Below are 13,960 nucleotides of genomic sequence, written 5' to 3' on the forward strand. Positions count from 1 at the left end.
CGCCTCGTCACACCGGCGGAGCGAGGGCCGTCAGAGGCGCTCGGGCGTCCGGATGCCCAGCAGGGACATGCCCTTGGTGAGCGTCCGGGCCGTCAGGTCGCACAGGAACAGCCGGTTCTCGCCGACGACCAGCTCCGGCTCCGGCTTGATGACCGGGCACTGGTCGTAGAACGTCGTGAACAGCGAGGACAGCTGGTACAGGTACGCCGCCAGCTTGTGCGGGGCGTGCTCGGCGGCCGCCTCGGCGATCAGCTCGCCGAACTGGTCCAGGTGCAGACCCAGCGCGCGCTCGGCCGGCGCCAGCTCCAGCTCCGGGTGCGCGACCGGCGTCCGGTCACCGGCCTCGGCCGCCTTGCGCAGGATCGACTTGATGCGGGCGTACGCGTACTGGAGGTAGACGGAGGTGTCGCCGTTCAGCGAGACCATCTGGTCCAGGTCGAACTTGTAGTCACGGGCGGCCGAGGTCGAGAGGTCCGCGTACTTCACGGCGCCGATGCCGACGAACCGGCCGTTCTCGACGATCTCCGCCTCCGACAGGCCGACCTTCTCCGCCTTCTCGCGCACGACGGCCGTCGCCCGGTCCACGGCCTCGTCCAGCAGGTCCACCAGCCGCACCGTCTCGCCCTCACGGGTCTTGAACGGCTTGCCGTCCTTGCCGAGGACCGTACCGAAGGCCAGCTGCACCGCCTGGACGTCCTCGTTCAGCCAGCCGGCGCGGCGGGCCGTCTCGAAGACCATCTTGAAGTGGAGCGACTGGCGCGCGTCCACCACGTAGATGAGGGTGCTGGCCTTCAGGCCGCCCACGCGGTCGCGGATCGCCGACAGGTCGGTCGCCGCGTACCCGAAGCCGCCGTCCGACTTCTGGACGATCAGCGGGGTCGGGTTGCCGTCCGGACCCTTGTACTCGTCGAAGAACACGCACAGCGCGCCGTTGGAACGGACGGCGACGCCCGAGTCCTCCAGCAGCTTGCAGGTCTCCGTCAGCATGTCGTTGTAGCCGGACTCGCCGACCACGTCCGCGTCCTGGATGTCCATGTCCAGCTTGTCGAAGACGGAGTAGAAGTAGATCTTCGACTCGTCGACGAACCGCTGCCACATGGCGAGGGTCTCCGCGTCCCCCGCCTGGAGGTCCACCACCCGGGCCCGGGCCCGCGTCTTGAACTCCTCGTCGGAGTCGAAGAGCGCCCGCGAGGCCTTGTAGAGACGGTTCAGGTTGGACATGGCCTCCTCACCGGAGACCTCGATGTCCGCCTCTGCGCCGGCGGCCTTGTGGTCCAGCTCGTGCGGGTGCTCGATCAGGAACTGGATGAGCATGCCGAACTGGGTGCCCCAGTCGCCGATGTGATGACGACGGACCACCTTCTCGCCCGTGAACTCCAGGATCTCGACCATCGCGGCACCGATCACGGCCGAGCGCAGGTGCCCGACGTGCATCTCCTTGGCGACGTTCGGCTGCGCGTAGTCGATCACCGTGGTCCCCGCGTTCGGGGAGAACGGCACGCCCAGCCGGTCGTCACCGGCGCGCGCGGCCAGCGTCTCGATGATCGCCCGGTCCGAGACCGTGATGTTGAGGAAGCCGGGGCCCGAGACCTCGATCTCCCGGATCACATCGCCCTCGCCGCCCGTCGGGATCCCCCCGACCACGGCCGTGGCGAGCTCACGCGGATTGGCCTTCGCCTTCTTCGCCAGCGCCAGGATGCCGTTGGCCTGGAAGTCGGCCCGGTCGCTTCGTCGCAGCAGCGGGTCGGCGGCACCGGCCTCCGGCAGGGCGGAGACGAGGGCGTCCGCGACGCGCTGATTGACGGAAGAAGCGAGGGAAGGGACCGATGCCATGAGCTGCCGTTCCTGTGAGGGAGGGATGGGTACCACGATTGGTTGTTCCGACAAGTGCCGAGTATCCCACGCGGGCGCCATCCGATTCGCGGCATAAAACAACCGCGGAGCGCCCCGCGACGTCTGGGAGAATGGCTGAAGCCAGCATTCGAGATAGAAGGACGTGTCGTGGCTCAGAGCAGCACCGAGACCGACTGGGTCTCCCGTTTCGCGGACGAGGTCATCGCCGAGGCGGAGCGCCGAGCACCCGGCAAACCTGTCGTCGTCGCGTCCGGACTCTCCCCCTCCGGCCCCATCCACCTGGGCAACCTCCGCGAGGTCATGACCCCGCACCTGGTCGCCGACGAGATCCGCCGCCGCGGCATCGAGGTCCGGCACCTCATCTCGTGGGACGACTACGACCGCTACCGCAAGGTGCCCGCGGGCGTGCCCGGCATCGACGAGTCGTGGGCGCAGCACATCGGCAAGCCGCTGACCGCCGTGCCCGCCCCGGCCGGATCCGCGTACCCGAACTGGGCCGAGCACTTCAAGGCCGCCATGGTCGAGGCGCTCGCCGAGCTGGGCGTCGAGTACGACCCCATCAGCCAGACCGAGCAGTACACCACCGGCGTGTACCGCGAGCAGGTGCTCTTCGCGATGAAGCACCGCGGCGACATCGACGCCGTGCTCGACCAGTACCGCACCAAGCAGAAGCCGGGCGGCAAGAAGCCGCAGCAGAAGCAGGTCGACGAGGCCGAGCTGGAAGCTGCCGAAGGCTCCGGCGCCGCCGCCGAGGACGACGGCAGCAGCTCCGAGAGCGGTTACTTCCCGTACAAGCCCTACTGCGCCGAATGCGGCAAGGACTTCACCACCGTCACCTCGTACGACGACGAGACGACCGAACTGACCTACGTCTGCGCCGAGGACCAGTTCACCGAAACGGTCAAGCTCAGCGAGTTCAACCGCGGCAAGCTGGTCTGGAAGGTCGACTGGCCGATGCGCTGGGCCTTCGAGGGCGTCATCTTCGAGCCCTCCGGCGTCGACCACTCCTCGCCCGGATCGTCCTTCCAGGTCGGCGGGCAGATCGTGCACATCTTCGGCGGCGAACAGCCGATCGGCCCGATGTACGCGTTCGTCGGCATCAGCGGCATGGCCAAGATGTCCTCCTCCAAGGGCGGCGTCCCCACCCCGGCCGACGCGCTGAAGATCATGGAACCGCAGCTGCTGCGCTGGCTCTACGCCCGCCGCCGCCCGAACCAGTCCTTCAAGATCGCGTTCGACCAGGAGATCCAGCGGCTTTACGACGAGTGGGACAAGCTGGAGTCCAAGGTCACCGACGGCTCGGTGCTCCCCGCCGACGCCGCCGCGCACGCCCGCGCCGTGCGGACCGCCGCCGGCGAGCTGCCCCGCACCCCCCGCCCGATGCCGTACCGGACCCTCGCGTCCGTCGTCGACATCACCGCCGGACACGACGAGCAGACCCTGCGCATCCTGTCCGACCTGGACCCGACCACCCCGCTGACCTCGCTCGACGAGGTCCGGCCGAGGCTCGACCGCGCCGAGAACTGGATCACCACCCAGGTCCCGGCCGACCAGCGCACCCTCGTGCGCGAAGACGCCGACACCGAACTGCTGTCCTCGCTCGACGCCGAAGGCCGCGAATCGCTGCGGCTGCTCGTCGACGGGCTCGACTCGCACTGGTCGCTCGACGGACTCACCACCCTCGTCTACGGCGTCCCGAAGGTGATGGCCGGCCTGGAGCCCGACGCCAAGCCGACGCCGGAGCTCAAGGTCGCGCAGCGGACGTTCTTCGCCCTGCTGTACCGGCTCCTCGTCACCCGCGAGACCGGACCCCGACTGCCCACCCTGCTGCTCGCGGTCGGCGCGGACCGCGTGCGCAAGCTGCTGGCCGCCTGAGCCGTCGACCGGTACGCGAAAGGGCCCGCACCCCGAGGGGGGTGCGGGCCCTTTGCGCTGCGTACCCGGTCAGGCGATGTGCTCGCTCTCCAGCTCGCGCTGGTAGCGCATCTTCAGCCCCGGCATCAGCTTCCGGATCATCGACGAGCTGCGCGGGTGCTCGATCCCGTGCCGGTCCGCGAGGTGTATGTCCACCTGCTCCGGGGTCGGGAAGTCCGAGTGCTCGTCGAGGTACGCGCGGAACACCTCGTACGCCGCCTCCGCGAACTTGACGTCGTCGAACCCGGCATCGGCCTCGGCGTCCGCCGCCGCCTCGGCCTCCTGCTGCGCAAGGTCCTCGCCCGGCCCGGCCGGGGGCATCACCGGCGTCGGCTCCAGACCCTCGACGTACTGCGGGTTGTAACCACCCTCGTACGAGGCCTGCGGCGCGAGCGGACCGGCGAACCAGGCGCTGTTGTGCGCCGCGGGCATCGCGGTCGGATCCACGGCGAACGCCGCCGCCGCGGCCTGCCCGGCAGCCTGGGCGGCCAACTGCTCGGCCAGCTGCCCCTGCACCTGGCCGGCCTCCTGCGCCGGGCCGTCGGCCTGGCCGGCCGCCTGTCCGGGGAGCTGCTCCTGCGCCGGGCCGTCGGGCCGGCCGAGAAGCCGGCTCGGGAACTGTCCCTGGCCGTCGGCCTGGCCGGCCGCCTGTCCGGGGAGCTGCTCCTGCGCCGGGCCGTTGGCCTGACCGGCCAGCAGCGCGAGCTGCGCCGCGAGCTGGGCTTGGCCTTGGGCATCGGGCTGGCCCTTGGCGTTGGCCAGCAGCGCGAGCTGCGCCAGGAGCTGACCCTGAGCGCCCGGCTGGCCCGGGACGAGGCCGTTGGCGTCGGGCTGGCCCGGCTGGGCGCCGGGCTGGGCCCCAGGGAGGCCCGAGGGCTGGTCCGCGTCCTCGTCACGCCCGGCCAGGGCAGCGGCAGGAGGCAGCAGGAGGGGATCGATGCCCGCCGCCGCCAAGCCTTCCGGCGCCGTCTGCGACAGCGGCACACCGATCCGGGCCAGCCGCAACGGCATCAACGCCTCGACCGGAGCCTTGCGGCGCCACGCCCGCCCGTACCGCGCCTGGAGACGCGCCTGGTAGATCAGCCGGTCCTGCTCCATACCGACCGCCTGCTCATAGGAGCGCAGCTCCCACAGCTTCATCCGCCGCCACAACTTGAACGTCGGCAACGGCGAGAGCAACCACCGCGTGATGCGGACGCCCTCCATGTGCCGGTCCGCGGTGATGTCCGCGATCCGCCCCACCGCGTGCCGCGCCGCCTCCACCGTGACCACGAACAGGATCGGGATCACCGCGTGCATGCCCACACCCAGCGGGTCCGGCCACGCCGCCGCGCCGTTGAACGCGATCGTCGCCGCCGTCAGCAGCCACGCCGTCTGCCGCAGCAACGGGAACGGGATCCGGATCCAGGTCAGCAGCAGGTCCAGCGCCAACAGCACGCAGATGCCCATGTCGATGCCGATCGGGAACACCAGCGAGAAGCTGCCGAAGCCCTTCTGCAACGCCAACGCGCGCACCGCGGCGTACGATCCCGCGAAACCGATCCCCGCGATGACCACGGCCCCGGCGACCACCACACCGATGAGTATTCGGTGCGTACGAGTCAGCTGCATCGCGGCCACCCGCGATCCCCTCCCCTTAATGAGCTACGGCAGGCACAGCGTACGGCCTACTGTCCGGAGGGCGACTGCTCCGGCTTCGGGGACTCCTGCTTGGCCTCGCCCTTGTTGGCGGCCTCCACCGAAGCGACGGTCTCCTTGGCGGCCGCGATGGCGTTCTCCATCAGCTGCGCCTGCTCAGGAGCGTCCGCGCCCTCGTAAGAGGCACCGTTGTAGTCCACCGTGACCACGACGTTCTGGGTACGCGCCACGATCGTCGTGTTGAAGAACTGGACGTCCTTCTTCACCCCGTACACCACCGACGTGCCCTCGTCACCGATGCTGCCCGCCGGCTCCACCTTCACATCGGTGGCGTCCTGCGTCGCCTTCGCCGACTCGACCTGCTTCTGGTACTGCTCCTCGGCACGCTTGTTGCCACTGCCCAGCGACGCGTGCGACTCGTAACGGACCAGCGACACCGCGAGCCAGCGGTACTTCGAGCCCTTCAGACCATCGACGTCGAGACCGTTCCAGGAACAGCTGGCCCGGCTGGACAAGTCGTTCGACTTCGTCGCCGCACCGCTCTTGTCCTTCGCCTGCGGGACGAGCGAATCGATGCTCTTCTCCGCTATGGCCTTGCAGGGGTCGGGCAGCGTGGCGTACGCCACCTTCTCCAGCTCGGCCGACGCCTTCGGCTTGGGCTTGGAAGAGGACGACGACGAGGACGAACCGGACTTCTTGCCGTTGTCCGAAGCCGAACCCGAGTCCTTGCCCGAATCGGAGGAGCAACCGGCGACGGTGAGGATCACCGGGACGGCTGCGCAGGCGAGAACGCGGGTGAAGCGCGAGGCTGATCGGTGCATGGTTCCTTCAGACGTTGTGGGTCTTCGTGGGTCTTCGTGGTCTTCGTACGGGCGTACGGAGGACGTTTCCAGGGCGCGGGACCCCGACAACGGTAGCCCGACGCCGCGCCGGCCTGCTGTGCCCGCCGTCACGCCGACACCGCCCGGGCCCCCGTCAGCCTCCGAACCGCTCGGACAGCGCCTCCGCCAACTCCCGCGCCGCGTCCTGGGTTTCCGTACTCGGCGGGACCGTCCCGGCCGCCGACGGCTGCACGCTGTACTCGACCGTGACGATGACGTTGGAGGCACGGAACACGATCCGCACGCTGCGCGCCTGCGCGGCGGTCGCACCGGCCGCGCCCAGCTTGTCGTCGAGGAAGGCCTCGTCACCGAGGTCCTCCAGGACCCGGGACCCGAGCACGGGGGCGGGGGAGCCGCTCGGGCTCCCGCTCGGGCTGGGGCCCGTACTCGCACCCGCCGAGGGGGCGGCACCGGCACTCGTACCGGGGCCGGGACTGGCGCTGCCACTGGGGCTGGCGCTGGGGCTGGCGCTGGGGCTCGGGCTGGTGGTGGGCCCGGGGAAGGGCAGCTTCGCGTCCGTCAGCTGACGCACGTACACCTGCCGCGCCCGGTCGTCGTCACTGGCGGCGGCGCGGTCGTAGGAGACCACGCGCTCGAATCCGACGTACAGCAGCCGGGTTTCGGCGGGCGTTCCGGCGGCCCAGCGGCAACCGACGTGCCGGTCGCCGTCGTAGGAGGTGTCCGCGGCGCCGGCGTAGAGCTTCTCGCGCTGTTCCTCGGTGAGGGAGTCCGGGGTCGGCAGCATCGCCTTGAGGCGCTTGATCTCGGGAGCCTTGCAGGGGGAGGGCAGGCTGCGGTACTTCCCCGCGGGCGCGGGGGCGGGGCTTCCGCCGGCCTTCGCGTCGCTCACGGTCCGGTCGCCGCCGCTGCTCGTACACCCGGTGAGACCGGCGGTCGCGAGCGCGGTGAGCATCGCTATGCCGGGCAGGACCCGTCGTACTGCTGTGGCCGCTCTGGCTGCCTTGCGCTGCACGTCCTCTGGCTCCCTTCGACCGGCCGGCCGGCCGCCGGTCAGGAAAATGCGTTGCCGCGGCTGAGGCGCGGCTGGACACAATGTCTATCGCACACGCTGGTGCCGGCGCCGGTCCGCTGTCTGTTTTGGGGCCATGAGCGAGGCTTTTGCGTATTGAGACTTTTCTTTGACTAACGGGGTATTGGGGCGGTTATGTCGTATGTAGAGGTGCCCGGGGCGAAAATCCCGATCCGGATGTGGACGGATCCGGCGTCGGTCGAGGCCGGCGCGATGCAGCAGCTCCACAACGTCGCGACCCTCCCGTGGATCAAGGGCCTGGCGGTCATGCCGGACGTCCACTACGGCAAGGGCGCCACGGTCGGCTCGGTGATCGCCATGAAGGACGCGGTCTGCCCGGCGGCGGTGGGCGTGGACATCGGCTGCGGCATGTCGGCGGTGAAGACCTCCCTGACGGCGAACGACCTGCCGGGCGACCTGTCGGCGCTGCGCTCGAAGATCGAGCGCGCGATCCCGGTGGGCGCGGGCATGCACCGCGACCCGGTGGACCCGGAGCGGCTGTACGGGTTCCCGGTGGAGGGGTACGGGGGGCTGTGGGAGCGGTTCGACTACCTGGCGGACGAGGTGAAGTTCCGGCGCGAGAGGGCTATGCGGCAATTGGGGAGCCTTGGCCAGGGGAATCACTTTTGGGAACTTTGTGTTGATGTGTCCGATTCGGTGTGGATCATGCTCCACTCCGGTTCCCGGAACATCGGCAACGAACTCGCCGAGCACCACATCGGCATCGCCCGGGGGCTCTCGCACAACCAGGGACTGGTCGACCGCGACCTCGCGGTGTTCCTCGCGAAGACCCCGGAGATGCAGGCCTACCGGAACGACCTCTTCTGGGCGCAGGAGTACGCCAAGTACAACCGCGCCGCGATGATGAGCCTGTCGAAGGAGGTCATCCGCAAGGAGTTCCGCAAGGCCAAGGTCTCCTTCGGCGAGGAGATCAGCTGCCACCACAACTACGTGGCGGAGGAGCGGTACGACGGCATGGACCTGCTGGTCACGCGGAAGGGCGCGATCCGCGCCGGCAGCGGTGACTACGGGATCATCCCGGGCTCGATGGGGACGGGCTCGTACATCGTGAAGGGCCTCGGGAACGCGAAGTCCTTCAACTCGGCCTCGCACGGCGCGGGACGGAAGATGAGCCGTACGGCGGCGAAGAAGCGGTTCTCGGCGCGGGATCTCGCGGAGCAGACCAAGGGCGTGGAGTGCCGTAAGGACACGGGCGTCGTGGACGAGATCCCGGGCGCGTACAAGTCGATCGAGCAGGTCATCGACCAGCAGACCGACCTGGTCGAGGTCGTGGCGAAGCTCAAGCAGGTCATCTGCATCAAGGGCTGACGGACAGCGGAAGGGCCCGGACCGATCTCATCGGTCCGGGCCCTTCCGCGTCACGCTTCAGTTCTTGTCGGCCCAGTCGGTGTCGAAGACCAGCTCGGCCAGCCGGAAGACGACGCGCGTGCGGGAGAGTTTGCCGTAGACGCGGACGTAGTACGCGTCCTCGCCGCCGTACCGGAACACCATGCGCCGCCTGGGCGAGTACGGCACCCCGTTCACATGCCCGGACTCGGCGACGGCCCGCAACTGCGCCTGCGCCTCCTCACGGGTGCCGTCGAACTTCTTCACCGTCTGAAAGCGGTGTATCTCGGAGTCGCAGTTCTCCGCGGTGATCACCCACTGGGCCATGTCGGCTCCCCTCCCCTAGATAGGTGGGAGCAGGCTACGGGTGCAGCTCGACGGCTACAGCTCGCGGTGGACCTTCGTGTTCGAGGCCTGGGCGCGGGGGCGGACCACCAAGAGGTCGATGTTGACGTGGCTGGGGCGGGTGACGGCCCAGGCGATGGTGTCGGCCACGTCGTCGGCGGACAGGGGTTCGGCGACGCCCGCGTAGACCTTCTCCGCCTTCTCCGCGTCGCCGCGGAAGCGGGTCTTCGCGAATTCCTCGGTCTTGACCATGCCCGGGGCGATCTCGATGACGCGGACGGGCTGGCCGACGATCTCCAGGCGGAGGGTTTCGGCGAGGACGCGGGCGCCGTTCTTGGCGGCGACGTAGCCGGCGCCGCCCTCGTAGGTGGAGTGGCCGGCGGTGGAGGAGAGGACGACCACCGTGCCGTCGCCGGAGGCGGTGAGGGCGGGGAGGAGGGCCTGGGTGACGTGGAGGGTGCCGATGACGTTGACCTCGTACATCGTGCGCCAGTCGGCGGGGTCGCCGGTGGCGACGGGTTCGGCGCCGATGGCGCCGCCGGCGTTGTTGACGAGCACGTCGCAGCGGTCCAGGGAGGCGGCGAAGGCGTCGACGGCGGCGCGGTCGGTGACGTCGAGGGCGTACGCGGTGGCGGCGTGGCCGGCGGCGGCCAGTTCGGCGGCGAGGGCCTCGATGCGCTCCTTGCGGCGGGCGGTGAGGACGACGTGGTAGCCGGCCTCGGCGAGCTGCCGGGCGGTGGCCGCGCCGATTCCGCTGCTCGCGCCGGTGACTACGGCGGTTCGGGTGGCGGCCGTGCTCATGTGCGGGCTCCTCGGTCGTGCGTACGGGCGATTACTCGCCAGCATAGGCGGGGGTCAGTGGCCGCGCGGGGCGTACATGATCAGGGCCATGCCGGCCAGGCAGACGAGGGCGCCGGTGATGTCCCAGCGGTCGGGGCGGTAGCCGTCGGCGACGGCGCCCCAGATGAGGGATCCGGCGACGAAGACTCCGCCGTAGGCGGCCAGGACGCGGGCGAAGTCGCCTTGGGGCTGGAGGGTGGCGACGAAGCCGTAGAGGCCGAGGGCGATGACGCCGGCGCCGATCCAGGCCCAGCCCTTGTGTTCGCGGACGCCTTGCCAGACGAGCCAGGCGCCGCCGATTTCGAGGAGGGCGGCGAGGGCGAACAGGGCGGCGGAGCGGGCGATGAGCATGGCTGGAAGCCTATGAGGGGTGTCGGGGCGCCAAGGTGCGGCGATTGGGGGAGGGGCTCGCCCTCGTTCGTGTGATGGTCCGATCGGTGGGTGGGTGTGCTGGCTAGCCTCCGCGCGTGGAGGTGGTGGCGGTGCGCCGTGGTGCCGTACGGAGTGTGGTGGTGGCGGGTTCGCTGGTGCTCGGCGTGGCGGGCCTGGCCTGCGGTGCGCAGGCGTCGGCCGGTGAGGCCCCGGGCGCTCGGGGTGCTCGGGGCGCCTGGGCTGCCGGGGGCGCGGGGGCGGGGTCCGAGGCGGATGTGTCGTACCACGGGCGGGTGCGGCTGGCCGGGGGCCGGCTGCGGGTGTGGCTGATCCCGGCGAACGACGGGCCGTCGGCGCTGCCCGACGCCGCGGTGCGGGTGCGGCTGTCGGCCGACCTCGCGGACCGGCAGGAGCTGGCGGAGGGCTGCGCGCGGACGGGGACGCGCGAGGTGGTGTGCGGGACGGGTCCGCTGCCGCGGCACGGCCGGGGCCGGCACATCGCTCTGGCGCTGGAGCTGCGGGAGCGCCCGGACGAGGTGTCGGTGCGGGTCGACACCTGGTGGAACGGCGGCGCGTCCGACCGGAACCGGGCCAACAACGAGCTGGTGGTGCTGGCCCTGGACACGGGTGACTCCTACGCGTTCTGAGCGGGGCCGCCCGGTGGCGGGCGTCGCGGTAGCAGCCAGGCTCCTACGGCGGCGGTGAGCTCGGCGTCCGTGGCCGTGGGGGCGCTCCAGGCGAGGTATCCGTCGGGGCGGACGAGTGCGCAGGCGGTGCGGGTGCCGTCGCGCCAGTGGGCGTGGGTGAGGGGGGCTGCGGGTGGGGTGGCGGCGCCGGGCGGGGTGATGAGGACGAAGCCGCCGGCGCGCAGGGCCTCGTACAGCCGCTGTCCGCCGGCGAGGGCGATGTCGGGGGCGCGCCGGCCGGCGGGGCGGCGGGTGCCGGGTGGGGGCGGGTAGGAGATGCCGAGGCCGGAGACGGTGGCGAGGGCGCGGTCCTGGGCGGGTCCGATCCGGCCGAGGAGGGAGGCGCCGAGGTTGCGGGCGGCGCGGCGTAGGGGGCCGGCGGCCATGACGACGCGGACGAGGGCGCCGCTGGTGCGCAGGACGAGGCGTCCGACGGGGTGGCGTTCGCGGTGGTAGCTGTCGAGGAGGGCTTCGGGGTCGGGGCTCTGGCCGTGGAGGGCGGCGGCCAGTTTCCAGGAGAGGTTGGCGGCGTCCTGGAGTCCGGTGTTCATGCCGAGGCCGCCGGCGGGGGAGTGGACGTGGGCGGCGTCGCCGGCGAGGAAGACGCGGCCGACGCGGTAGGAGGGGACTTGGCGTTCGTCGCTGCGGAGGCGGGAGATCCAGCGGGGGTCGTGCATGCCGTGGTCGGTGCCGAGGGCGGTGGTGGCGATGGCGCGGAGTTCTTCGAGGTCGGCGGGGTCGCCTTCGGCGGCGTGGGAGTCGCGGTGCCAGGCGATGGCGCGGTACCAGCCGTCGCCGAAGGGGACGAGGAAGGCGAAGGCGTCGGCGGTGCCGTTGACGGCGAGGAGGTCTTCGGGCGGGTGGGTCAGGCGTACGTCGGCCAGGATCATGGAGCGGATGACGGCCTGGCCGGGGAAGGGCAGGCCGAGGGCTTGGCGGACGGTGGAGCGGACGCCGTCGGTTCCGACGGCGTGGCGGGCGTGGATGCGGTGGATGCCGTCGGGGGCGCGGAAGTCGACGGCGACGGTGCCGGTTCCGGTGCCGGGTTCGCTGCGTTGGCGGAGGTCTTGGTGGAGGCCGATGACCTCGCGGTCATATCGGATGACGGCCCCTGTGGACAGCGCGCGGCGCTCCAGGAGTTTCTCTGTCTCATATTGGGGGGTGATCAGTACGAACGGGTAGCGGGAGCGCAGGCGTTGGAGGGAGAGGGCGATGCCACCGAAGGGGCGTACGCGGTCGATCCGTCGGCCGGTGGAGACGAGTTCGTCGGCGAGGCCGCGGGCGTCGAGGAGTTCGAGGGTGCGGGCGTGGACGGCGAAGGCGCGGGTGAGGTTGGCGGCGGTGCGGGCGCGGCGTTCGAGGAGGATGACGTGGAGGCCGGCGGCGGCGAGGTCCCCGGCGAGCAGGAGTCCGGTGGGGCCGGCGCCGATCACGACGACGTCGGCGGTTTCGGGGTCTCGCGGAGTTCCGGCGGCGGGGGCTTCGGCGGCGGTCATGCTCCGGCAGTCTGCCAGCCGGGCGCCTCCGGGCGGGGGTGCTACGCGGTGCCGACGCCGCCGAATTCGGCGACGGCTTCGGCCACGATCCGCTCCAGGCGGGCGTGGTGGGCGCCGCGCCAGTAGACGCGCTCGCAGTCGGCGCACTGGGCGAAGACGTCGTACGAGCGTTGCGTGCCGTGTTCGAGGCGCTCGCCGACGCTGTCCTTGTCGGCGTCGCGGAGGGGGCCGTTGCATGCCGTGCAGCGGGTCCAGGGGGCGAGGGTGGGGGCGAATCGGCTGAGGATGTCGCGCAGTTGCTCGTCGGGGTTGTCGCTGTAGACGTACGCGCCGGCGAAGAGCTCGCGGCGGCGCAGCAGTCCGCGGTCGCGGGAGAGCAGTACGCGGTGTTCGGCGGCGGAGCGGGTGGCGAGGGCGGGGTCGCCGATGTCCTCGTTCTCGTAGGCGGCGTCGACGCCGAGGAGGCGCAGGCGGCGGGCGAGGGTGCCGAGGTGGACGTCGAGGAGGAAGCGAAGGGGGGCGCCGGTGATCGGCTGGGGGCGGCTGACCGCGAGGACTTCTACGGACTGGCCGGCTTGGGGCACGTAGGAGACGGGTACTTCCTCGCCGTCGACGAGGAGGCGGCCGACTTCGGTGAGCGGGACGCCGGCGGATTCGACGACGTGTCCGATGCTGGAGGCGCCGTCGATGCCGGTGGGAACGCGTTCGGCGCGCCGGCTGGGCGGTGCGAAGAGGCGCAGTTCAGGGGCGAGGGTGAGCTCGATGCCGGGTCCGTTCACGGCCCCAGCATGCCACCGCCCACTGCCCCGCCGCGCCGGATTTACCGGGGTCCCCGTGGTGGGGGGCGGTGGTGCGGCGGGCGGTGCGGCGGGGTCAGGGCCAGACGAGGCAGTAGGGCTGGTGGCCGGCTTCGTGGAGGCGGTGGGAGAAGTCCTGCCATTCGTGGAGCAGCTGGTAGACGTTGAACGCGTCGCGGGGGCCGCCGCGGTCGGGGACCGTGGACCAGATGAAGGCGGCCGCGCCGACGGATTCCTCGCCGATGCCGCGCAGTGGGTCGACGACGGTCATCGGGAGCTTGACGACGGCGTAGTCGGGGTGGAGGACGACGAGTTCGAGCGGGGGCACCTTGTGCAGGGGTATGCCCTCGATGCCGGTCAGGACCATCGCGGCGACGGTCTCCGGTTTGATCTTGGTGAACATGCCGCCCATGCCGAGCTCGTCGCCGCCGAGTTCCTCGGGCCGCATCGTGACGGGCACGCGGGCGGCCGTCGCCCCGTCGGGGGCGCCGAAGTATTTGTAGGTCACTCCCATGCCGCGGCCCCTGGGTGCGCCGTCGCCGTCGTGGTCGTCGGGCGTCTGGAAGGGGCCCGGTACGGCGTCCGCGGCGTCCGTGGCGCGCCTGCGGTGTTTGCCGCGGCGGCGCGCGTCGCGGGCGCGCTGCGGGTCGAGGCCGTCGGTACCCTCGCCCGGTCCACCACCGCGTTGCATATCTCCACCCGACTGGTATTGCCTGCCCCGGCCCCGCGGCCCCCGCCACGCGGCCTGATCATCATGGCA

13 protein-coding genes are annotated in these 13,960 nt (G+C 71.2%); 3 read left to right on the plus strand and 10 right to left on the minus strand.

Annotated features, from left to right (window positions below):
• Positions 1-30 precede the first annotated feature (30 nt).
• Positions 31-1,833 carry an arginine--tRNA ligase gene (gene argS / locus EES41_RS20970; RefSeq protein WP_123079870.1) on the minus strand — a complete coding sequence of 601 codons (1,803 nt, stop codon included), beginning with the start codon at positions 1,831-1,833 and terminating at the stop codon, positions 31-33.
• Positions 1,834-2,001: 168 nt separating this feature from the next.
• Between argS and lysS the strand changes: the two genes are divergently transcribed.
• Complete coding sequence (gene lysS, locus EES41_RS20975; RefSeq protein WP_174261711.1) at positions 2,002-3,729, plus strand: lysine--tRNA ligase; 1,728 nt, start codon at positions 2,002-2,004, stop codon at positions 3,727-3,729.
• 69 nt (positions 3,730-3,798) lie between these two features.
• Here the strand turns inward: lysS and EES41_RS20980 are convergent, their stop codons facing one another.
• The 3 genes from EES41_RS20980 to EES41_RS20990 form a co-directional block, all read right to left on the minus strand.
• Positions 3,799-5,388 (minus strand): DUF2637 domain-containing protein, encoded by a 1,590-nt coding sequence (locus tag EES41_RS20980; RefSeq protein ID WP_123079871.1) that lies wholly within the window; start codon positions 5,386-5,388, stop codon positions 3,799-3,801.
• A gap of 47 nt (positions 5,389-5,435) precedes the next feature.
• Positions 5,436-6,227 carry a DUF3558 family protein gene (locus EES41_RS20985; protein ID WP_123079872.1) on the minus strand — a complete coding sequence of 264 codons (792 nt, stop codon included), beginning with the start codon at positions 6,225-6,227 and terminating at the stop codon, positions 5,436-5,438.
• A 154-nt stretch (positions 6,228-6,381) separates the two neighbouring features.
• Positions 6,382-7,260: a DUF3558 domain-containing protein gene (locus EES41_RS20990; protein ID WP_174261712.1), complete on the minus strand. Its 879-nt coding sequence runs from the start codon at positions 7,258-7,260 to the stop codon at positions 6,382-6,384.
• Between the two features lie 192 nt (positions 7,261-7,452).
• Here EES41_RS20990 and EES41_RS20995 point away from each other — a divergent pair, with 192 nt between their 5' ends.
• A complete protein-coding gene (locus EES41_RS20995) occupies positions 7,453-8,646 on the plus strand; it encodes an RtcB family protein (RefSeq protein ID WP_123079874.1) in 1,194 nt (397 codons plus the stop codon).
• Positions 8,647-8,703: 57 nt separating this feature from the next.
• Here the strand turns inward: EES41_RS20995 and EES41_RS21000 are convergent, their stop codons facing one another.
• From EES41_RS21000 to EES41_RS21010, 3 genes are read right to left on the minus strand one after another with little or no spacing between them, the layout of a single operon-like run.
• Complete coding sequence (locus EES41_RS21000) at positions 8,704-8,991, minus strand: hypothetical protein (RefSeq protein WP_123079875.1); 288 nt, start codon at positions 8,989-8,991, stop codon at positions 8,704-8,706.
• 54 nt (positions 8,992-9,045) lie between these two features.
• Positions 9,046-9,810 carry an SDR family NAD(P)-dependent oxidoreductase gene (locus EES41_RS21005; protein WP_123079876.1) on the minus strand — a complete coding sequence of 255 codons (765 nt, stop codon included), beginning with the start codon at positions 9,808-9,810 and terminating at the stop codon, positions 9,046-9,048.
• 54 nt (positions 9,811-9,864) lie between these two features.
• A complete protein-coding gene (locus EES41_RS21010; RefSeq protein ID WP_123079877.1) occupies positions 9,865-10,200 on the minus strand; it encodes a YnfA family protein in 336 nt (111 codons plus the stop codon).
• Positions 10,201-10,316: 116 nt separating this feature from the next.
• Between EES41_RS21010 and EES41_RS21015 the strand changes: the two genes are divergently transcribed.
• Positions 10,317-10,868 (plus strand): hypothetical protein, encoded by a 552-nt coding sequence (locus tag EES41_RS21015; RefSeq protein WP_123079878.1) that lies wholly within the window; start codon positions 10,317-10,319, stop codon positions 10,866-10,868.
• Here EES41_RS21015 and EES41_RS21020 read toward each other — a convergent pair.
• The 3 genes from EES41_RS21020 to EES41_RS21030 all read right to left on the minus strand — a co-directional run bounded on the left by EES41_RS21020 (position 10,856) and on the right by EES41_RS21030 (position 13,714).
• The gene (locus tag EES41_RS21020; RefSeq protein ID WP_254211526.1) at positions 10,856-12,403 is read right to left on the minus strand and encodes an FAD-dependent monooxygenase; all 1,548 of its coding nucleotides are present in this window, start codon (positions 12,401-12,403) and stop codon (positions 10,856-10,858) included. The two genes, EES41_RS21015 and EES41_RS21020, sit on opposite strands and share 13 nt — an antisense overlap.
• Before the next feature lie 41 nt (positions 12,404-12,444).
• A complete protein-coding gene (locus tag EES41_RS21025) occupies positions 12,445-13,182 on the minus strand; it encodes a Mut7-C RNAse domain-containing protein (RefSeq protein WP_123079879.1) in 738 nt (245 codons plus the stop codon).
• A gap of 94 nt (positions 13,183-13,276) precedes the next feature.
• Positions 13,277-13,714, minus strand: coding sequence for a hypothetical protein (locus EES41_RS21030; protein WP_008738524.1), 438 nt, complete (start codon positions 13,712-13,714; stop codon positions 13,277-13,279).
• Positions 13,715-13,960: the final 246 nt, after the last annotated feature.

The organism is Streptomyces sp. ADI95-16 (assembly GCF_003721495.1).
Lineage (GTDB): Bacteria > Actinomycetota > Actinomycetes > Streptomycetales > Streptomycetaceae > Streptomyces > Streptomyces goshikiensis.

Coding starts and splice junctions, on each gene's coding strand:
- argS (WP_123079870.1), bottom strand. CDS start 1,833: ATGGCATCGGTCCCTTCCCTCGCTTCTTCCGTCAATCAGCGCGTCGCG.
- EES41_RS20985 (WP_123079872.1), bottom strand. CDS start 6,227: ATGCACCGATCAGCCTCGCGCTTCACCCGCGTTCTCGCCTGCGCAGCC.
- EES41_RS20995 (WP_123079874.1), top strand. CDS start 7,453: ATGTCGTATGTAGAGGTGCCCGGGGCGAAAATCCCGATCCGGATGTGG.
- EES41_RS21000 (WP_123079875.1), bottom strand. CDS start 8,991: ATGGCCCAGTGGGTGATCACCGCGGAGAACTGCGACTCCGAGATACAC.
- EES41_RS21005 (WP_123079876.1), bottom strand. CDS start 9,810: ATGAGCACGGCCGCCACCCGAACCGCCGTAGTCACCGGCGCGAGCAGC.
- EES41_RS21010 (WP_123079877.1), bottom strand. CDS start 10,200: ATGCTCATCGCCCGCTCCGCCGCCCTGTTCGCCCTCGCCGCCCTCCTC.
- EES41_RS21020 (WP_254211526.1), bottom strand. CDS start 12,403: ATGACCGCCGCCGAAGCCCCCGCCGCCGGAACTCCGCGAGACCCCGAA.
- EES41_RS21030 (WP_008738524.1), bottom strand. CDS start 13,714: ATGGGAGTGACCTACAAATACTTCGGCGCCCCCGACGGGGCGACGGCC.